General features: G+C 55.4%; 18 protein-coding genes and 1 pseudogene. 8 read left to right on the top strand and 11 right to left on the bottom strand.

Annotated features, from left to right (window positions below; all coding sequences use genetic code 11):
• Window positions 1-81: 81 nt before the first annotated feature.
• From aroB to pilM, 7 genes are all read right to left on the bottom strand, one after another.
• Window positions 82-1,179, bottom strand: a complete 1,098-nt coding sequence (gene aroB, locus OC597_RS18570) for a 3-dehydroquinate synthase (RefSeq protein WP_261260151.1) — start codon at window positions 1,177-1,179, stop codon at window positions 82-84.
• A 92-nt stretch (window positions 1,180-1,271) separates the two neighbouring features.
• A complete protein-coding gene (aroK, locus tag OC597_RS18565) occupies window positions 1,272-1,793 on the bottom strand; it encodes a shikimate kinase AroK (RefSeq protein WP_004391482.1) in 522 nt (173 codons plus the stop codon).
• Window positions 1,794-2,143: 350 nt separating this feature from the next.
• A complete protein-coding gene (hofQ, locus tag OC597_RS18560) occupies window positions 2,144-3,385 on the bottom strand; it encodes a DNA uptake porin HofQ (RefSeq protein ID WP_261260152.1) in 1,242 nt (413 codons plus the stop codon).
• The gene (locus tag OC597_RS18555) at window positions 3,382-3,744 is read right to left on the bottom strand and encodes a hypothetical protein (protein WP_262209953.1); all 363 of its coding nucleotides are present in this window, start codon (window positions 3,742-3,744) and stop codon (window positions 3,382-3,384) included. Before OC597_RS18555 ends, hofQ begins: the two co-directional genes overlap by 4 nt.
• Complete coding sequence (locus OC597_RS18550) at window positions 3,737-4,255, bottom strand: hypothetical protein (RefSeq protein WP_262209951.1); 519 nt, start codon at window positions 4,253-4,255, stop codon at window positions 3,737-3,739. Before OC597_RS18550 ends, OC597_RS18555 begins: the two co-directional genes overlap by 8 nt.
• Window positions 4,248-4,784, bottom strand: a complete 537-nt coding sequence (locus OC597_RS18545) for a PilN domain-containing protein (protein WP_261285806.1) — start codon at window positions 4,782-4,784, stop codon at window positions 4,248-4,250. The genes OC597_RS18550 and OC597_RS18545 overlap by 8 nt, the downstream gene beginning before the upstream one ends.
• Window positions 4,784-5,626 carry a type IV pilus biogenesis protein PilM gene (gene pilM, locus OC597_RS18540; protein WP_261260156.1) on the bottom strand — a complete coding sequence of 281 codons (843 nt, stop codon included), beginning with the start codon at window positions 5,624-5,626 and terminating at the stop codon, window positions 4,784-4,786. The genes OC597_RS18545 and pilM overlap by 1 nt, the downstream gene beginning before the upstream one ends.
• A gap of 122 nt (window positions 5,627-5,748) precedes the next feature.
• On the opposite strand from pilM, the gene mrcA reads away from it, so the two are divergent.
• Window positions 5,749-8,307, top strand: coding sequence for a peptidoglycan glycosyltransferase/peptidoglycan DD-transpeptidase MrcA (mrcA, locus tag OC597_RS18535; protein ID WP_261425864.1), 2,559 nt, complete (start codon window positions 5,749-5,751; stop codon window positions 8,305-8,307).
• Window positions 8,308-8,357: 50 nt separating this feature from the next.
• Here the strand turns inward: mrcA and nudE are convergent, their stop codons facing one another.
• On the bottom strand, window positions 8,358-8,912 hold the full coding sequence (gene nudE / locus OC597_RS18530) for an ADP compounds hydrolase NudE (protein ID WP_085119817.1): 555 nt from the start codon (window positions 8,910-8,912) through the stop codon (window positions 8,358-8,360).
• Window positions 8,913-9,378: 466 nt separating this feature from the next.
• On the opposite strand from nudE, the gene OC597_RS18525 reads away from it, so the two are divergent.
• The 7 genes and pseudogenes from OC597_RS18525 to OC597_RS18495 all read left to right on the top strand — a co-directional run bounded on the left by OC597_RS18525 (window position 9,379) and on the right by OC597_RS18495 (window position 16,283).
• Window positions 9,379-11,511: an intracellular growth attenuator family protein gene (locus OC597_RS18525; protein ID WP_262209950.1), complete on the top strand. Its 2,133-nt coding sequence runs from the start codon at window positions 9,379-9,381 to the stop codon at window positions 11,509-11,511.
• A gap of 96 nt (window positions 11,512-11,607) precedes the next feature.
• A pseudogene (gene yrfG / locus OC597_RS18520) lies at window positions 11,608-12,284 on the top strand (GMP/IMP nucleotidase).
• The gene (hslR, locus tag OC597_RS18515; RefSeq protein ID WP_262209949.1) at window positions 12,284-12,697 is read left to right on the top strand and encodes a ribosome-associated heat shock protein Hsp15; all 414 of its coding nucleotides are present in this window, start codon (window positions 12,284-12,286) and stop codon (window positions 12,695-12,697) included. Before yrfG ends, hslR begins: the two are co-directional and overlap by 1 nt.
• 25 nt (window positions 12,698-12,722) lie before the next feature.
• Window positions 12,723-13,601, top strand: coding sequence for an Hsp33 family molecular chaperone HslO (gene hslO, locus OC597_RS18510; protein ID WP_262209947.1), 879 nt, complete (start codon window positions 12,723-12,725; stop codon window positions 13,599-13,601).
• Window positions 13,602-13,797: 196 nt separating this feature from the next.
• Window positions 13,798-15,417, top strand: a complete 1,620-nt coding sequence (gene pckA / locus OC597_RS18505; protein WP_099063503.1) for a phosphoenolpyruvate carboxykinase (ATP) — start codon at window positions 13,798-13,800, stop codon at window positions 15,415-15,417.
• Between the two features lie 126 nt (window positions 15,418-15,543).
• Window positions 15,544-15,807: a FitA-like ribbon-helix-helix domain-containing protein gene (locus OC597_RS18500; protein WP_261260163.1), complete on the top strand. Its 264-nt coding sequence runs from the start codon at window positions 15,544-15,546 to the stop codon at window positions 15,805-15,807.
• A complete protein-coding gene (locus tag OC597_RS18495) occupies window positions 15,804-16,283 on the top strand; it encodes a type II toxin-antitoxin system VapC family toxin (RefSeq protein ID WP_085119824.1) in 480 nt (159 codons plus the stop codon). The genes OC597_RS18500 and OC597_RS18495 overlap by 4 nt, the downstream gene beginning before the upstream one ends.
• 25 nt (window positions 16,284-16,308) lie before the next feature.
• On the opposite strand, the gene envZ is transcribed toward OC597_RS18495, so the two are convergent.
• The 3 genes from envZ to OC597_RS18480 all read right to left on the bottom strand — a co-directional run bounded on the left by envZ (window position 16,309) and on the right by OC597_RS18480 (window position 19,669).
• Window positions 16,309-17,679 carry a two-component system sensor histidine kinase EnvZ gene (envZ, locus tag OC597_RS18490; protein WP_261260164.1) on the bottom strand — a complete coding sequence of 457 codons (1,371 nt, stop codon included), beginning with the start codon at window positions 17,677-17,679 and terminating at the stop codon, window positions 16,309-16,311.
• The gene (gene ompR / locus OC597_RS18485; RefSeq protein WP_004709363.1) at window positions 17,676-18,395 is read right to left on the bottom strand and encodes an osmolarity response regulator transcription factor OmpR; all 720 of its coding nucleotides are present in this window, start codon (window positions 18,393-18,395) and stop codon (window positions 17,676-17,678) included. Before ompR ends, envZ begins: the two co-directional genes overlap by 4 nt.
• Before the next feature lie 329 nt (window positions 18,396-18,724).
• Window positions 18,725-19,669, bottom strand: a complete 945-nt coding sequence (locus tag OC597_RS18480; RefSeq protein WP_262209943.1) for a LysR family transcriptional regulator — start codon at window positions 19,667-19,669, stop codon at window positions 18,725-18,727.
• Between the last annotated feature and the right edge of the window lie 46 nt (window positions 19,670-19,715).

The following is a 19,715-nucleotide window of genomic DNA, read 5'->3' as shown; positions in this document are numbered from 1 at the left end:
AAAGCGACGCCAGTCAGGCTTTGCACATTATTAATATAGATGTAAACGGCGGCTAAGCCACTGTTACTTCGTCCGATTTACTTAGGCATTCCGTTCGGGAAGGCAAGCTGCGATCGAAGCAAGCACCATATCGTGCCCCACTCCGCCACGGACCTCCGCCTGGCCAATGGCCGTCGGCAGTACCAGGCGCAATTCACCGGCCAGTACTTTCTTATCGCGCATCATATGCGGCAGATAAGATCCCGGAGCCATTTCCTGCGGGCCACACACCGGTAAACCGGCGCGCAACAACAGTGCTTTAATACGCTCAATATCTTCGCTGGAGAACTGACCGAGACGGTGCGCAGTTTCTGCCGCCATCACCATACCCGCAGCAACGGCTTCACCATGCAACCATACACCATAGCCCATTTCGGCTTCGATCGCATGGCCGTAAGTATGGCCCAGATTCAGCAGCGCACGCAGACCGCTTTCGCGTTCATCAGCAGCAACCACCTCAGCCTTCAGCTCGCAGCAGCGGCGGATACAGTAGGCCAGGGCCTGCATATCCAACGCCATCAAGGCATCGATATTGTTTTCCAGCCAGACGAAGAAATCGCGATCGAGAATAATCCCGTACTTGATCACTTCAGCCAAACCAGAGGAGAGTTCACGCGCAGGCAAGGTTTTCAGGCAATCCAGATCAACCACCACCGAAGCAGGTTGATAGAAAGCGCCGATCATGTTTTTACCGAGCGGATGATTGACGGCGGTTTTACCGCCAACGGAAGAGTCCACCTGCGACAGCAGTGTGGTAGGAACCTGAATAAAGCGGACACCACGCTGATAACAAGCGGCGGCAAAGCCGGTAAGATCGCCTACCACGCCGCCCCCGAGGGCAATCAGCGTGGTATCACGACCGTGCGGCTTTTCCAACAGTGCCGAGAACACCTGCTCAAGCACGGCAAGGGATTTATACTGTTCGCCATCAGGTAAAATCACCTGATCCACCATGACGCCTGCCTGCTCCAGCACCTTCCGGACGTGGTCCAGATAGAGTGGCGCCAGGGTTTGGTTGGTGACCAGCATGACCTGTTCACCCGCCTTCAGCGGCATAAAAGAAGCCGGATCGTTAAACAATCCGGCGGCTATGGTTATCGGGTAGCTGCGCTCCCCAAGCGTTACGGTAATTCTCTCCATGTCGCGCTCAGTTCTCAATGTGGTTTATCCCCGCTACTGCGGGGAACACAATCAGTCTTCCGCATTTGCCGTGGCGAACACGGAAACCGCAATCAGTTACTTTCCAGCATGTTGATAATCTGGTTGGCAACCACTTTGGCGCTTTGATCGTCGGTGCGGATGGTGACATCTGCAATTTCTTCGTATAACGGATTGCGCTCTTTCGCCAGCGCTTCAAGCACTTCACGCGGAGGAGAATCAACCTGCAGCAGCGGACGCTTTTTGTCGCGCTGGGTACGGGCCAATTGCTTCTCGATAGTGGTTTCCAGGTACACCACTACGCCACGCGCCGACAGACGGTTACGCGTTTCACGCGATTTAACCGAACCGCCGCCGGTAGCCAGCACGATGCCTTGCTTTTCCGTCAGTTCATTAATGACTTTTTCTTCACGATCGCGGAAACCTTCTTCACCTTCCACGTCGAATACCCAGCCCACGTCAGCTCCGGTACGTCGCTCAATTTCTTGATCGGAGTCGAAAAACTCCATATTGAGTTGCTGAGCTAACTGACGGCCAATAGTGCTTTTGCCGGCACCCATAGGCCCAACCAGAAAGATATTGCGTTTCTCTGCCATGTTTTTCGGTATTACTAAGACAATTCGTTAATGTTAACCCGCCCCGCCAATCAAATCAGCGGCGGGACCTAAACTGAAACCTCATGAACGATAGTGCGAGATCAGACGGAAAATTATCTCAACACTCTTGGTAGTTTGGCAACCGAATAAATCGCAATCCACGCCGCAGGAGGGAAACCATACGTTTTTAACGGCGTCTTGGCGCTAACAAAAAAACCTCGGTGCTCAATTCGGTAACCCTTGTAAGCTAAATCGGTCGCAGCGTCAAACGCAGATGCCCCGAAGGTGATAAAAAAGTGCATCTGCTCATCAACTTTAGGTGATTTCCCACGAACCGCACTCCCGGTTGCTCAGGCCTTAATCAATGTCGGAGTAATGAATATCACCAGCTCGCGTCGTTTATGCTGTTTGCTGCTCTGTTTGAACAAGGATCCCAGCAACGGCACGTCGCTGATCCCGGGTACCTTGTCTGCGCCCTCGGCGCTATGACGCTGAAATACACCACCTAAAACAACGGTTTCGCCATCTTTGACCGTTACCTGGGTTTTGATCTCCTGCTTATCTATCGCCAAGGTTTCGCCTGCCGCACGGCTGATTGAACGCCCGGGCATGTTCTGGCTGATTTGCAGCGTCAGGGTGATACGGCCATTGGGCAAAACTTTCGGCGTCACCTCCATGCCCAGCACCGCTTCCTTGAATTCCATCGACGTCGCCCCGCTGGAGCCGCTGTTCACCTCATAGGGAATTTCGGTCCCCTGTTTAATGCTGGCGGTTTGCAGGTTCGCGGTCAGCAGGCGCGGACTGGCGATGATTTCCACCCGGTTCTCCTGTTCCAGCGCCATCAGTTCCAGATCCAGTAATCGCCCGCCGATACGCGCCAGGTGAAAACCCGCGCTGACTGCGCTGCGATCCAACGGCAACCCCACATTAAAACCGTCCATCTGCCATGACTTTGCCGGCCGCTCATCCGATGCCAGCCCCCAACGCACACCCAGCTCGCGTAAACTTTCGCTGTTGATGGTGACGATATGCGCCGCCAATTGTACCTGCGCCAACGGCGTGTCCATCTCCGCAATCCGTTGGGTTAATAGCGCCACTACCGGTGCAGTGTCGCGGATCAGAACAGCGTTGGTGCGCTTATCCGCGACCACGCTGCCACGCTCACTCAGTAACAGACTGCCCTGAGCATTGAGATTTTCAGCAATCTCTTGCGCATCGGCATGGCTCAGCGGCAGGGTCACGCTGTGCAGCGGTTGTTTTTGCGCCAACGCCAATTTTTGCCGCTGCTTTTCCTGCTCATTGGGTTCAGGAGAGACCATCATCACATTCCCCTCCAGCGTCATGGACAGCTTCCCCATGCGCAGGATCACCGTCAGCGCCTGGCGCCAGGGCACATTATCCAACCTCAGCGTCAGGTTGCCGCCCACGCCTGCGGCGGTGACCACATTCAGTTGTTGATAATCCGCCAGTGCCTGCAACACCAGGGCAACTGGCGCATCCTGAAACTCCAGCGAAATGGGATCCTGGTCCTGCGCGGCTCCGGCAATAGCGGCCCCCCAGAGCAACACACCCAGCCAACGGCATCCTTTCATTTTTCTTCCTTATGGTTTCCCAGGGTCAATACCACGACATCCTCAGCGACCGGACACGCCGGATCGCCCTGTTTCTCCTTCAGCGTTAATTGCCCCTCCAGGACCTGTTCCACCCGCCAACGGCCCGCTAATAAGGTTTGTTGAGGCTTTAATCGCAGCCACTGTCCGGCGGTGGTGATAACCCAAGCATGGTGTAGCGCCGCCTGCCCGATAGTACCTTTCAATTGCCAGTTCACCGGTGACTCCGCCACGCTCGGGCAGTCAGGCAAGGGTAATGGCTTGAAAGGATCGCGTGGCTGCGGCTGGGCCATCAGCGTCAGAGGCAACCACAGCAACCAGAACCCGTAGCTTTTATTCATTGGGGTTTACCGCCGCGGCCTCTGCCAAAGCTGCCTGGAGCGTGAAATTTGCCATCAGCCCTTCCGCCTGCGCTTCAACGGTCATTTGTTCAATGCGCAAGTTGGCAGGTAGAGTCTCCAACAACGTTAATAAACTGCCGTAATTGAGATGCAGCCGCAGGGTTTGCCGTGGTGAGTTATCCTGCTGCCAGCGTTGCAGCCCGGCATTTGCCTGTTGTAAGGCAACCGCCAGGCCCCCCTCGGCGACAGGCTGGCGTGCAACCTGCTGCAAGTCTTGATTCACCTGCTCCAGCGTCGGCATGCGGGCGAGTTGCTCCCACAACGGGTTCATTTGTTGCGTCAGGTGTTGCTGTTCAGCCTCGGTCTGTGCCAGTTGCTGCCATTTCCCTTGCAACAGTAACAGGCCAAGCAGCAGGATCAGGCCACCCAACACCAGCCACTGGATGGCCAGCAGCTTCCACCCCGGCAGCCCCAACCCCCTTGCCAGCCAAAACGGCAATGGCTTATCCACCCTGCCCCCATTGCGCCACCAACGTAAACGAGAACAGACCATCCTGACGCTGCGCAACTTCTGCCAGTCGGTAGCGCTGTAACAGGGGTAACACCGTCAGCTGTTGCTCCAACTGAAGCACGGCTTCATAGCGCCGGCTAAGGCCCCGTAAGGTGATACTTTGTGCGTGGCTTTCCAGCGCGATCAGCCACAGCGGGTCGGGTAACAGGACGGGGAGTTGTTGTAACAGTTGCAGATAACGTCGGTTATGCTCCCGGTTGTTGTCATGCTGCTGCGCCAGCGCGGTTAAATGCGCCAGACGCGCCATCGCCTGTTGCAGCTGTTGATAACGATCGGTCAGTTTTGTTTGCTGATCGATCAGCGCTAACAGCGCCTCATGCCGCTGTACCTGCTGCTGACTCAGCAAGCCAAAAACGACCATCAGTACCGCCAGCACCAGCACCAGTTGCAATACGAACATACGCAGCCAGAAGGCGCAGCGGCGACGCTGACCTCGTGTGCGCCATGGCAAGAGATTAACCTGATACATCAGCGATCCTCAGCGCGCAGCGCCAGGCCGCCAGCCAAGACAAACGCCGCCGGTAATACGGGTAACGGGGGACGAAGTTGGCTGAAAGCGCTAAAGGGTAACCATGGCAGGCTGCCTGGCGGCGGCGGCTCATCCATCACGCTGCTATAGTAAATCTGGTCTTCATTGAGTGAGGGACAAGCAGCATTCATCGCCGCCAGCGCCTGACTTGCCCCAGCCGCTTCCCTTATCGGTACGATGCCATAGGCAAAAACCGCTCGATGCGGGGCCACCCATAGCCATTCGTCATCGAGGCGATGCAGCAAACCGGCTTCGGCCGACACGCCTGCTGCCTCCGCCATGACGCGCAGTGCACAAGGGGTAATATCAACCACCTGCGGCTGTAAATTGGCCTGGCGCAGGCAGTTTAGCCACTGTTGCAGTTCTTGCTGACGTGCGGCGGTGAGCAGCAGAGTCGCGTGTTCGGGCAGTGGTTGGCGGTAGTCCAGCGCCAATGTTTGGCTATCCAGAGGAAACTGTTTCAGCCCCTGGTTGGTGATGTAGTCGCCGCGTACCGGCTCTTTCAGCCTGGCGTCCGGCAGCGGCATCCGGTGCTGTAAAACCCGCTGCGCAGGCAGAGCAATGCGTAAGGAAATATGTCTTGGTAACTGAACTCGCCATTGCCGTAACGCCTGAATCAGTGCGTCGGTCTGTTCCAGACAGCCCTCACGCAGCACCGGTTGCGGCAGCGTTTGTTGCCACCAGTGACGCAGTTGCCAGCCATTGCGGCGACGCTGTGCTGCCAGGGCACGAACGCAGTGACTTTGTATATCCAGCCCCACCTGCCATGCTTGAGTGAACATATTTCGCCCGACCTCCATATCGTCAGATAACAAAAGAACATATCCATGTTGCAGGCTTGCCTTTATACTACCGCGCGGTTGTTTATAAACTGCCCAAATGACATGAAAATGGGAAATCTCAGGTGAAGTTCGTAAAGTATTTACTAATCCTTGCAGTGTGTTGCATCGTGTTGGGGGCAGCCTCGATCTTTGGCTTGTACAAATATGTCGAGCCACAGCTGCCTGACGTTGCAACGCTGAAAGATGTGCGGCTGCAAATACCGATGCAGGTTTACAGCGCCGATGGCGAGCTGATCGCCCAATACGGTGAGAAACGCCGTATTCCGCTAAAACTGAACCAAATTCCGCCGGTTATGGTGCATGCGTTTATCGCCACCGAAGACAGCCGCTTCTATGAGCATCATGGCGTCGATCCGATCGGTATCTTCCGTGCAGCCTCTATTGCGCTGGTCTCCGGCCATGCGTCACAGGGGGCGAGTACCATTACCCAGCAGTTGGCGAGAAACTTCTTCTTAAGCCCGGAACGCACCCTGATGCGCAAAATCAAGGAAGCCTTCCTGGCAATACGCATCGAACAGATGCTGACCAAAGACGAAATCCTCGAGCTGTATCTGAACAAAATCTATCTGGGGTATCGCGCCTATGGCGTGGGTGCTGCGGCGCAGGTTTACTTCGGTAAAGACGTCAGTCAGCTCAGCTTAAGCGAAATGGCGACCATCGCCGGCTTGCCGAAAGCCCCGTCAACCTTCAACCCGCTCTACTCCCACGATCGCGCCGTCGCTCGCCGCAACGTGGTGCTGTCGCGCATGCTGGATGAGCATTACATCACCCAATCGCAGTACGATCAGGCGCGCAGTGAAGAGCTGGTAGCCAATTACCATGCGCCGGAAATCAGCTTCTCCGCGCCTTATCTCTCTGAGATGGTTCGTCAGGAGATGATCAAGCGTTATGGCGAAAATGCTTATACCGACGGCTACAAGGTCTACACCACCGTCACCAGGAAGTTGCAGTTGGCGGCGCAGGAATCGGTACGTAACAACGTGCTGGCGTATGACATGCGCCACGGCTACCGCGGCCCGTCCAACGTGCTGTGGAAAGTGGGGGAAGCGGCCTGGGACCAAAAGCAGATCGTCGATTCGTTGAAGAACCTGCCTAACTACGGTCCATTGTCGCCGGCGGTGATTATCGCAACCAGCGCCGAAGAGGCCACGGCCATGATGGCAGACGGCAGTCATGTCGCGCTGCCGATGTCCACCATGCGCTGGGCACGGCCTTACCGGTCCGACACGCAGCAGGGCTCAACGCCGAAACGCGTCACCGATGTGGTGCAGGCCGGTCAACAGGTTTGGGTCCGCAAGGTGGGCGAAAACTGGTGGCTGTCACAGGTGCCGGACGTCAACTCGGCCCTGGTTTCGATCAACCCGAATGACGGTGCTGTAAAAGCCCTGGTCGGCGGGTTCGACTTCAACCAGAGCAAGTTCAACCGCGTCACTCAGGCACTGCGTCAGGTCGGTTCCAATATCAAACCCTTCCTGTATACCGCTGCGATGGACAAGGGCCTGACCCTGGCCACCATCCTGAATGACCTGCCGATCACCCGCTGGGATCCAGGTGCCGGCACCGACTGGCGACCGAAGAACTCACCGCCAACCTACGACGGCCCGATTCGCCTGCGTCAGGGGCTGGGACAATCGAAGAACGTGGTGATGGTCCGTGCGATGCGTGCGATGGGCGTCGACTACGCGGCAGAATATCTGCAGCGTTTCGGCTTCCCGGCACAAAACATCGTACACACCGAATCACTGGCTCTGGGTTCGGCGTCATTCACCCCAATGCAGCTGGTACGCGGTTACGCAGTGCTGGCCAACGGCGGTTATCTGGTGGATCCGTACTTCATCACCAAGATTGAAGACGATAACGGCAACACGGTGTTCGAAACCAAGCCGAAGATTGTCTGCAGCAGCTGTAATCTGCCGGTGATTTATGGCGATACCCACCGCTCTGCCGTACTTTCCGAAGACAACATTGAAAATGTCGCGACGTCGCAGGAAGGTAAGAATGGCAACGTGCCAATGCCGCAGCTGGAGCAGGTGACCCCGGCTCAGGTTCAGCAGGATGGCGACCAACAGTATGCGCCACACGTTATCAGCACCCCGCTGGCGTTCCTGATGCACGATGCGCTGAACAGCAACATCTACGGTGAACCGGGCTGGATGGGCACCGCCTGGCGTGCAGGCCGCGATCTGAAACGTCGTGATATCGGCGGCAAAACCGGGACCACCAACAGTTCAAAAGACGCCTGGTTCTCTGGCTATGGCCCGGATACCGTGACGTCGGTATGGATTGGCTTCGATGATCATCGGCGTGACCTTGGCCGTGCAACGGTATCCGGTGCGATCCCGGATCAGGTTTCCGGCGGTGAAGGCGGTGCGAAGAGTGCACAGCCGGCCTGGGATGACTTTATGAAAACGGCCCTGGAAGGCATTCCGGAGCAGAAGGTTACCCCACCACCGGGCATTATCAGCGTCACCATCGACAAGAGCAGCGGTAAGCTTTCCGGCGGTGGCGGCGGTAGTCGTTCCGAGTACTTTATCGAAGGGACTCAGCCGACGGACTACCCATCACGGGATACCGGTACAACGCTGACCGACCCCGGTGGCGAGAGCCACGAATTGTTCTAACAAAAAGGGCCAGAGAGATTCTGGCCCTTTCTTTTTTGAGTCATCAGTGTCTAACGTGAACCGCGCAAAAACGCCTCGGTGAGGAACAATGCGCTAACGTTACGCGCCTCGCGGAAATCAGGCTCTGCCAGTAACGCCATCATGTCGGCTATCGGCCAACGCACCTGCGGCAAGGGTTCCGGCTCATCCCCCTCCAGGCTCTGCGGGTAAAGATCGTGCGCCAGCACGATATTCATTTTGCTGGAAAAGTACGACGGCGCCATTGTCAGCTTGCTAAGAAAATCAAAACGACCGGCACCAAAGCCGACCTCTTCCATCAGCTCACGGTTAGCCGCTTCCAACACGCCCTCACCCGGGTCAATCAACCCTTTGGGGAAGCCAAGCTCATAAGATTCGGTGCCCACGGCATACTCACGGATCAGCAGTAAATCGTCGCCAATCACCGGCACAATCATTACGGCCTCGCGATCTGAGGGCCGCATCCGCTCATACACCCGCCGTACACCGTTACTGAATTCCAGATCGACCGACTCAACGTTAAATAAACGCGAACGCGCGACCGTTTCCACTTTCAGAATTTTAGGTTTTTGCAGGTGTTTATCCATGATTGCCTCAAATGAGTTATCCAGCGGCAGGCCACAGCATCAGGCGTGATGACGCGAATAACCAGAATAATGATTGGCGTGACGCGCAGTCCACATACGTGCAAACGCTGACCAAATCCGATCTTGATCACATTGTGCGTTAATGAGAACCTTTGTCGCAACGAGCACAAGCAGTAATTTACTTTTTTTTAACAAGCGTAGCCAGCACCCGCCGCTTTTCTGTTCTCATCCAGCAAAAAGAACGCATTAAAATAAGATAATGCCGATATCGACAGTGCAACCAGGTTGCTATTATCACGCAGGTAAGACGGGGCAGTAAGACAGATATTTTTTATCAATAAATGAGATCCCGACGGAGAATCTGCTTTCCCGTCACGGTTCAGGGTGTCTCTTGGTGATTGGACTGCGTATAATACTCCACGATTCATCAGGTTGGTGAGGTTCACGGGTACAGGATGGGGATAGCATGAGCACAATAGTGTTGATATTGGCCTTAGTGCTTGCCTGCCTGATTGCCGCCGGCCTGTATCTTTGGTTCAAAGCCCGCAATCAGCCGCTGCTGACGCGTACGCTGCCCTTTATCAAACCCACACATCGTAAGCTGACCGGCGAAGAACGCGCCGCCGTTGAGCACTATCTCGGCCAACAAAACAAGCTGAGCAACAAACTGTTGCCCGGCAGCAGCTCATTACCTTCTGCCAAGCTGGCGCTGACCCCACAAAGCGACAACGTCTACCCGATCACCCACGCGATCACCCGCTACGGGCTGGCCAGCGATGAACCTAATAAATGGCGCTATTACCTGGACGCCGAAGAGGTGCATCTGCCGCCATTCTGGGAGCAGTACATCAGCGCCGATAACCATGTGGAAGTGATTAAAACCCAGACGCTGCCGCTGGTGATCTCACTCAACGGGCATTCGCTGAAAGACCATATTCACGATCGGCCGCTGCCGCCGGTGGTGAAAGCGAGCTCTAGCCAAAACGCCTCTATTCGCAAGGAAGAGAGCGAGCACGTCGAGCTGGTGAACATCCGCAAGGAAACGCCGGAAGAACACGCACTCAATCGTCCGAACGGTATCAAGGAAGCCGCCATCATCTCGGCCGCCCTGCTGCTGCTGTTCTTCAGCCTGATCAGCCCGGTGGTGGTGATCCCCTGGATGATTGTCGTTGCCGTGCTGATGATCGCCTGGGGCTGCTGGAACCTGTTCCGCCGCCCTGCTACACGCGAACTGAAAGAAGTGCACTGCCTGCGGGGCACCCCCAAGCGTTGGGGACTGTTTGGCGAATCCAATCAGGGGCAAATCAGCAACATTTCACTCGGCATCATCGATCTGATTTACCCGCCACACTGGCAGCCTTACGTTACCCAGGATCTGGGTAAAACCACCGACGTGGATATTTACCTTAACCGTCAGGTACTGCGCCAGGGGCGCTACCTTTCGCTGCACGACGAGGTGAAGAACTTCCCGCTGCAGCAATGGGGCCGAAATGCGGTGCTGATGGCCAGTTCGCTTCTGGTACTGCTGCTGTTGCTGACCTATATCCCACTGAGCCTGCCGCTCAAGCTGAGCATGGCCTGGTTGCAGGGTGCACAAAAAATAGAAGTGACCAACGTACAAGCACTGGAAGGCGCAACGCTGCGCATCGGGGACACCCTGAAGGCTCAGGGCACGGGTATGTGCTATGTGCCGCCGTTAACCAGTGGCACACGCTCTTCCAGCTTTATGCCATTCGACTGCTCAGGCATTTACTGGAACAACGCGGCCCCCCTACCGCAGCCGGAATCCGAAGTCATCGACAAGGCCTCTGCCCTGCTGGCGACGGTCAATGCCCAGTTGCACCCTGACGGCACCGAACAAAAGCTCAACCCGCAGTTAGCCAGCGCGATCGAAAAATCCGGCATGATCCTGCTGGATGATTTTTCGGATATTGTGCTGAAAACGCAAGATTTGTGTCAGGCAGACAATGACTGTGTCCGGCTGAAGAACGCACTGGTTAACCTGGGTAACGTCAAAAACTGGGGCACTCTGGTGAAACGCGCCAAATCTGGCTCGCTGCAAGGGGTGAACGTGTTATTGCGCCCGGTAAGTGCCGAATCGCTGGAAAGCCTGACCAAGGTGGCCGCATCCTCGTTCGTCTACAGTGAAACCCGGCAGGCTGCCGCCGCGCTCAACAGCCCACCGCCCGGCGGATTCCTGATCAGCAGCGATGAAGGTAAACAGCTGGTGAATCACCCGCAACCGACGGTGCCGCTAAACGAATACAACGCGCTTGACCAGTGGAATGAGCTGCAACGCCTTGCCGGCATGCTGCTGCATACGCCGTTCGAGGCACAGGGAGTGATCACCAGTATCAGCGTCGATGCCAACGGCACCCGTCATATTTCTCTGCACAGCGAACCGGATATCATCACCCTGTGGCGTTATCTCGGCACCAGCCTGCTGCTGCTGACGGTCGCCGTGGTTTTGGGTTACAACACCTGGCGACTGGTGCAACGTCGTCGCAGCAATCAGCACCGGATCGCCGATATCCAGCGCTACTACGAAAGTTGCTTTAACCCGCAGTTCGCCCCGATGTCATTGCGGCCGATGCCCTGAGTCATTCGCCGGCCTGCGCCCTGTCATCTGCTTATGCTACGCTAACGCTATTATCCTTATCCTGCGGACCGCCGACGGTTCGCCTATGGAGTTTTCATGGTTCCCGAGTTTGACTGGCGTGAAATTGATACCGTGCTGCTGGATATGGACGGTACCCTGCTCGATCTGGAGTTCGACAGCCACTTTTGGCTCAGCCTGGTGCCACAAGCTTTGAGCGAGCAACGTGCTATTCCCTTGATAAAGCGCGTGAAATTATTCACCAGGAATATCTGGCGGTACAGCACACCATGAACTGGTACTGCTTCGATTACTGGAGCGAACGGCTGGATATGGATATTTACCGCATGACCAGCGAAGTAGGCAACCGCGCCCGTCTGCGTGAAGATACCGAGCCGTTTTTACAGGCATTACGTGCGGCGGGCCACCGGACTATTTTGTTGACCAACGCCCATCCACACAGCCTGGCGGTAAAAATTGAGCATACCGGTTTGGATCGGCACCTTGATTTATTACTTTCCACCCACACATTTGGTTATCCGAAAGAAGATCAGCGTTTGTGGCAGGCAGTGCAGCAACATACCGGTTTTGATCCGCAGCGCACGCTGTTTGTCGACGACGGTGAACCTATTCTGGATGCCGCCCGTACCTTCGGTATTCGCTACTGCCTGGGCGTGCAGAACCCGGACTCCAGCATGGCGGAGAAAACCTTCCAGCATTACCCATCGATGCGTGATTACCGCCTGTTGATACCGGCGCTGGCCAGGGGGAATTGATGAAAGGGAAAGGAAAAGCAACGGACGACGAAGCCGTTCGGCTGGACAAGTGGCTTTGGGCGGCACGGTTCTATAAGACCCGAGCACTGGCCCGGGACATGATCGACGGCGGCAAGGTGCATTACAACGGACAGCGCGGCAAGCCGAGCAAGATTGTCGAGCTTAACGCCGAGATCAAACTGCGTCAGGGAAATGAAGAACGCACGGTGATCGTGCTGGCTTTGACCAGCCAACGGCGCGGCGCCGACGAGGCGCAGCAAATGTATCAGGAAACTAAGGCCAGCATCGTCAACCGAGAGAAAGTGGCGCTCGCACGCAAGATGAATGCGCTGACCATGCCGCATCCGGACCGCCGTCCGGACAAGAAAGAGCGGCGCGACCTGATTAAATTTAAATTTGGTGAGCAGGAATAAACCCTCACCGCAATGAGAGAAAACTATGTCTAACCATGACCAATTGCACCGTTACCTGTTTGAAAACTACGCGGTGCGCGGTGAGCTGGTTACCGTCAGCGAAACCTATCAGCAGGTTCTGAACAATCACGACTATCCGGCACCGGTAAAGAAACTGTTGGGTGAACTGCTGGTTGCCACCAGCTTGCTGACCGCAACGTTGAAGTTCGACGGCGACATCACCGTGCAGTTGCAAGGCGACGGTCCGCTGAAGCTGGCGGTGATTAACGGCAACAACCGCCAGGAAATGCGTGGCGTAGCGCGCGTACAGAGCGAAATCGCTGATGACAGCACGCTGCATCAGATGATCGGCAATGGCGTTATGGTGATCACCATCGCCCCATCCGAAGGCGAGCGCTATCAGGGCGTGGTGGCACTGGAGGGCGAGACGCTGGCCGAATGCCTCGAGGCTTACTTCCGCCAGTCCGAGCAGTTGCCAACCCGCCTGTTCATCCGTACCGGTGAGTCTGAAGGCCAACCGGCGGCGGGCGGCATGCTGCTGCAGGTCCTGCCGGCGCAGGACGGTAACGCCGATGATTTCGATCATCTGGTGCAACTGACCAATACGGTGAAAAGCGAAGAGCTGTTCGGCCTGCCGGCCAACGAAGTGCTGTATCGCCTGTACCACCAGGAAGAAGTCACCCTGTATGAACCACAGGACGTGATCTTCCGTTGCACCTGCTCACGCCAGCGTTGCGCTGATGCGCTGATCACCCTGCCGGCGGAAGAAGTGGCTCAAATGCTCGAGCAGGATGGCAATATTGATATGCACTGCGATTACTGCGGCAATCACTATGTGTTTGACGCCGTGGACGTTGCCGCGTTGTACACCGGTAACACCGATGAAAGCGAGCAGTCGCACTAAGTAGTACCCCATAACGGCGGGCGCGCCCTGCGCCTGCCTGTTTACTCCGTTTGCACGTTTGCTTTTTTCCGTGTGCTATCTCTCAGAACGTAACGAAAAACCGACTAAAACGTTAAATATTTGATACCTATCGCGGTTACTCGCTGCTGAATCCCTACAATTGGCGCCAGAAATTCTGTGACCAAGGAGTAGTGACATGCGTGTTAAAGGTATAACCCCTCAGGATCTGGCCGCTTATGGGATTCATAACGTCGGCGAAATCGTTCACAACCCAAGTTATGACTTGCTGTTTAAGGAAGAAACAGACCCATCTCTGGAAGGTTTTGAGCGTGGGGTCGTAACCAAGCTGGGTGCTGTATCCGTCGACACCGGTATTTTTACCGGCCGTTCCCCGAAAGATAAATATATCGTCCGTGACGACATCACCCGCGACACCGTCTGGTGGGCCGATCAGGGTAAAGGCAAAAACGACAACAAACCCCTCAGCCCGGAAATCTGGGCAGACCTGAAACAGCTGGTCACCACGCAACTCTCCGGCAAACGCCTGTTTGTGGTCGATACCTTCTGCGGCGCCAACGCCGACTCCCGCCTGAAAGTCCGCTTTATTACCGAGGTCGCCTGGCAGGCGCACTTTGTTAAAAACATGTTCATTCGTCCGACTGACGAAGAACTGCAGGATTTCGAACCGGACTTCGTCGTCATGAACGGCGCCAAATGCACCAACCCTAACTGGCAGCAACAGGGCCTGAACTCGGAAAACTTTGTCGCTTTCAACCTGACCGAACGCATGCAACTGATTGGCGGCACCTGGTACGGCGGCGAAATGAAAAAGGGTATGTTCTCCATCATGAACTACCTGCTGCCGCTGAAAGGCATCGCCTCAATGCACTGCTCGGCCAACGTGGGCGAGAAAGGCGACGTGGCGGTATTCTTCGGCCTGTCCGGCACCGGCAAAACCACCCTGTCCACCGATCCAAAACGCCAGCTGATTGGCGATGACGAGCACGGTTGGGACGACGACGGCGTGTTTAACTTCGAAGGCGGCTGCTACGCCAAAACCATCAAGCTTTCTGAAGAAGCCGAGCCGGATATCTATCACGCCATCAAACGCGATGCGCTGCTGGAAAACGTCACCGTGCTGGCTGACGGCACGATAGATTTCAACGACGGTTCGAAAACCGAGAACACCCGCGTTTCCTACCCGATCTATCACATCCAGAATATCGTGAAGCCGGTATCCAAAGCGGGTCATGCCACCAAGGTGATCTTCCTGACCGCAGACGCCTTCGGCGTGCTGCCGCCGGTATCTCGCCTGACCGCAAACCAGACCCAGTACCACTTCCTGTCTGGCTTTACCGCCAAACTGGCCGGTACCGAGCGCGGTGTGACCGAGCCAACGCCAACCTTCTCCGCCTGCTTCGGCGCAGCCTTCCTGTCGCTGCACCCAACGCAGTACGCCGAAGTGCTGGTGAAACGCATGCAAGCGGCTGGCGCACAGGCCTATCTGGTGAATACCGGCTGGAACGGCACGGGCAAACGCATCTCCATCAAGGATACCCGCGGTATTATCGACGCGATCCTCAGCGGTGAAATCGATAAGGCGGAAACCATTACTCTGCCGATCTTCGACTTGGCGATGCCAACCTCACTACCAGGCGTTAACCCGGACATTCTGGATCCACGTGCCACTTACGCCAGCCTTGAGCAATGGCAAGAGAAGGCACAGGATCTGGCCGAGCGTTTTGTCACCAACTTTGACAAATACACCGACACCCCGGCAGGTGCCGCACTGGTCAGCGCCGGTCCAAAACTGTAATACCTTCTTTTTACAGCTTCAGCTAAGGCGTGGATCCCACGCCTTTTTTTATTTTTATCGGTTGTTTTTTAATCAGCGCAAAGAGATAATAATGCAGTGCAATCATTGATAGCAAAGGAGGTTTCAATGGCTACCATAACCGTCAGAAATCTGGACGACGAAGTAAAGGAGTTGCTGCGCGTCTCGGCAGCAAAAAACGGCCATTCCATGGAGGAGGAAGCTCGAATGATTTTGAAACAGGCATTAGTGAAAAAACCGCCGCGTTATGGCTTAGGCACTTGGATGCATCAACACTTTGCTGAGTTGGGTGGCGTTGAACTGGAGATCCCGCCGCGTGATAAAACACCGCCGCGGATTGTCACCTTTGACGACGACGATGACCAATTATGATTATTCTCGATACCAATGTGGTTTCAGAAACGTTGCGCCCAAACCCGCACTACAACGTCCTTACATGGCTGAATGAAAAAGACAACGATGAGCTTTATCTGAGTGCGATAGTTCTCGCCGAGTTGTTCAGCGGGGTTGCCTGTATGCCTGATGGGAAACGGCAGCGCGAATTCAAACATAAGCTGGCGGAGGCAGTGCAGATTAGATTTGATGAGCAAACCCTGCCATTTGATACACTCTGCGCGCTGCAATACGCAGAACTTATGGGGAAAAATCAGCGTCAGGGCCGGCTGATGAGCATGGCGGACACCCAAATCGCCGCCACCTGCCTGCATTACGGTGCCACCCTAGCCACGCGTAATACCAAGGACTTTATCCATTGCGGGATTGAATTAATCGACCCCTGGCAAGCCAGCACCGGTCGACGTTTGCATGAAGAAGCGGCAGAATACTACGTCATGAGCAGAAAACCCTGACAGGACAGCGTCACTGTCAGGGATGTCAGGCGTTATCTTTTGCTGTCTGATTCCCATTGGCCGACTCTTTCTTTTCCATCGGTAACGGAATATAAGCCCTGATCAACAACCCGCCGCGTTCGCTGGTGCCAATATCCAAAGCACCGTGATGACCATCGATAATGCGCTGTACAATCGCCAGACCCAGTCCGGTCCCGCTGGTGCTACGCGCACTGTCGCCACGGACGAACGGCTGCAACAGATGCTTTAACTCTTCCGGTTTAATCCCCGGACCGTCGTCTTCTACCTGGAACCAGCCGCGCTGCAGCTCACGTCCGCTGCTGACTTTGATCCAGCCGTTGCCATAACGCGCCGCATTCACCACCATGTTCGCCGCCGCACGCTTAATCGACAGCGGATGCACATTCATCATCAGTTCACCCGGTGCCAAAGCGGTTTCGATAACCCGCTCATAACCACTCTCGGCAGCCACCACTTCACCCAGGATGCTATTCAGATCGCTTAACTCGGTCTGCATCTCCTGGCCGGTGCGCAGATAGTCAATAAACTGCTCAATGATGGCGTTGCACTCTTCAATATCTTTATTGATCGACTCCGCCAGGTAGCCGTCTTCAGCACTCATCATCTCGGTCGCCAGACGGATGCGCGTCAACGGCGTACGCAGATCGTGGCTGACGCCGGCCATCAGCAGCGTGCGGTCGTCCGCCAGTTGCTTAACGCCCGATGCCATCTGATTAAAGGCCCGCGTTACCGAACGCACTTCGGATGCACCATACTCGCGCAGCGGCGGTGGAATAATACCCTTGCCGACCTGCAAAGCAGCATGTTCCAGCTCCACCAGCGGGCGGTTTTGGATACGAATAAACAGCCAGGCACCGCCTATCGCCAGCAACATAATCGCCAGGGTATAGCGGAACAGCGGCGAGAAATCGCCCTGGTGAATTTCAGTCAGCGGGACACGCACCCAAATATCCGGCTGCAGCCAGGTTTTCAGCCACACCACCGGTGAGTTTTTGTTCACTTCTACCCGGACATCGGTGGGCCCACCAAGCTGCTGAGCCATTTGCTGGCTGAGGAATTGATAGTGCTGCGCCCAGCGCAGACCGCTCTCCTCCGCCGCCGAATTGGTGTAGAGAGAAATCCCCAGTTCGCGATAGATTTCACGACGGAACGCCGGTGGCACCTCCAACAAGGTACCATCCTCCAGTTGCAGCTTATCGGTCATCAGCATACGAACTTCGTAGGCCAATACCTTGTTGAACTGCTGCAAACTGGGCAGGATGGCGAAGTTCAGCACCACCAGATAGGTCGTCACCAGGCTGACGAACAGCAAGGTGACGATCAATAGCAGGGTTCGGGCAAACGAGCTACGCGGTGAAAAGCGCAATCGTCTCATGCCTTGCTGCCGTCCGGGACGAAGACGTAGCCAAGACCCCAAACGGTCTGGATATAACGTGGATGCGCAGGATCTTCCTCAACCATACGGCGCAGACGAGAAATCTGCACGTCGATGGAACGTTCCATTGCACTGTATTCACGGCCGCGAGCCAGGTTCATCAGCTTGTCACGCGAAAGCGGTTCACGCGGATGGCTCACCAACGCCTTCAGTACCGCGAACTCACCGCTGGTCAACGGCATAGGCTCGTCTTCGCGGAACATTTCACGGGTACCCAGGTTCAGTTTGAATTTACCAAAGGCAATCACCGCCTCTTCTTGCGAAGGGGCGCCCGGCAGTTCATTGGCCTGGCGGCGCAATACCGCACGGATACGGGCCAGCAGTTCACGCGGGTTGAACGGTTTTGGGATGTAATCATCAGCGCCGATTTCCAGGCCGACGATACGGTCGACTTCTTCACCTTTGGCGGTCACCATGATGATCGGCATAGGGTTGCTTTGGCTGCGTAGACGGCGGCAGATAGAAAGCCCGTCTTCGCCCGGCAACATCAGGTCCAACACCATCAGGTGGAAGGATTCACGTGTCAGCAAGCGATCCATTTGCTCAGCGTTAGCCACGCTGCGAACCTGAAAACCCTGTTCGGTTAAATAACGCTCTAAAAGCGCGCGCAAGCGCATGTCATCATCGACGACCAGAATCTTATGATTCTCTTGCATTGTATTACTCCCAAAGGCTGTATTGCCTGACGTGAATATTGTTAAAAAACCATGCCAATTCGGACAGCGATTATTGGTATATATTCTAGTCTAAATTGTTACAAAGCTTATTCTTTTACCGAGTTATCAATATCTTTCATTCAACAAGCCAATTAATCCTCTCGATATTGCCTCATTTCACCGGAAAAAGTGCCTTCAGCCACTCGGCAAAATAGCGTCACCGTCGTGGACTGCGGGGGCTGCCCCTCTAATTAACGACGTATTTATAACCCGATTTACCCCGACTCCGGCTATCGTTCCGTCAGTCTAAGCCGGGAGTGACAATGCACCTAATGTTCTGCCGCGCATTCATCAGCGGTATTCTCATCATCGCGTTGGAATAACTCGCGTATTTCCCCCCGTAGCCACTGATTGCCGCGATCATGATGAGCGCGTTCATGCCAATACTGCATCACCGGGAAATACGGTATGGGGAAAGGGACCGGGTAAATATTCACCTTACCCGCGGCCTGCAGCAATTGCGCCGCTTGATGTGTCACTGTGGCGAGCAGATCCGTTTGGGCAATAATATGGGTCAGGCTCAGAAAATGGCTGGTCTGCAGTTTGACGTTGCGCGCAATTCCCTGCTCTCTCATCGCCTGCTCGGCAATTTCCTGACTGCGAATGCGCAAACGGGCGGTAACGTGCTCTGCCTGTAAGAACTGCGGCAACGACAACGTTTCGCCAATCTGCGGATGCCCCTGCCGTACCGCACAGCAAAACCCACTGTAGAATAACCGCTGCTGATAAAAAACGGCGCGACGCAGATCGGGAAAATAACCGATAGCCAGATCGACCCGTCCGTTTTCCAGCGCCTCTTCCAATTGCGCCGGTGCCAGCTCATGACTGACCACCGACATCCCGGGAGCTACCTTCGCCAGATGATTAATTAATGGCGGCAGGAAATACTGCTCCCCGATATCCGGCATACAAAGCGTCAGCGTTCTGCGACTGGCCGCCGGATCAAAGCCCGCCGGTTGCAACACATCGTCGCGGATCATCAGCAGCACCCGTTCGACCGACGGCATCAGTTCGCTGGCCCGGTCGGTCGGGCACATCTCATTATTAATCCGCACAAACATCGGGTCGTCAAACAGTTGGCGTAAGCGAGCCAACGCGTGGCTCACCGCCGGCTGGCTAATACCCAACATCTGCCCTGCCAGACCGACGCTACGTTGGCGAAAGATGGCGTCGAATACCACCAACAGATTCAAATCGACGTTCTTCAAATTCATTTTTGTTATTCGGCCAATAAATCACATTCGATTGATTGATTGTAAG

Origin of the sequence: Serratia proteamaculans (assembly GCF_946227095.1) — a bacterium.
Lineage (GTDB): Bacteria > Pseudomonadota > Gammaproteobacteria > Enterobacterales > Enterobacteriaceae > Serratia > Serratia proteamaculans_E.
Note: the sequence above shows the minus strand (reverse complement) of the source record. Positions and strands in the feature narration are given on the sequence as shown.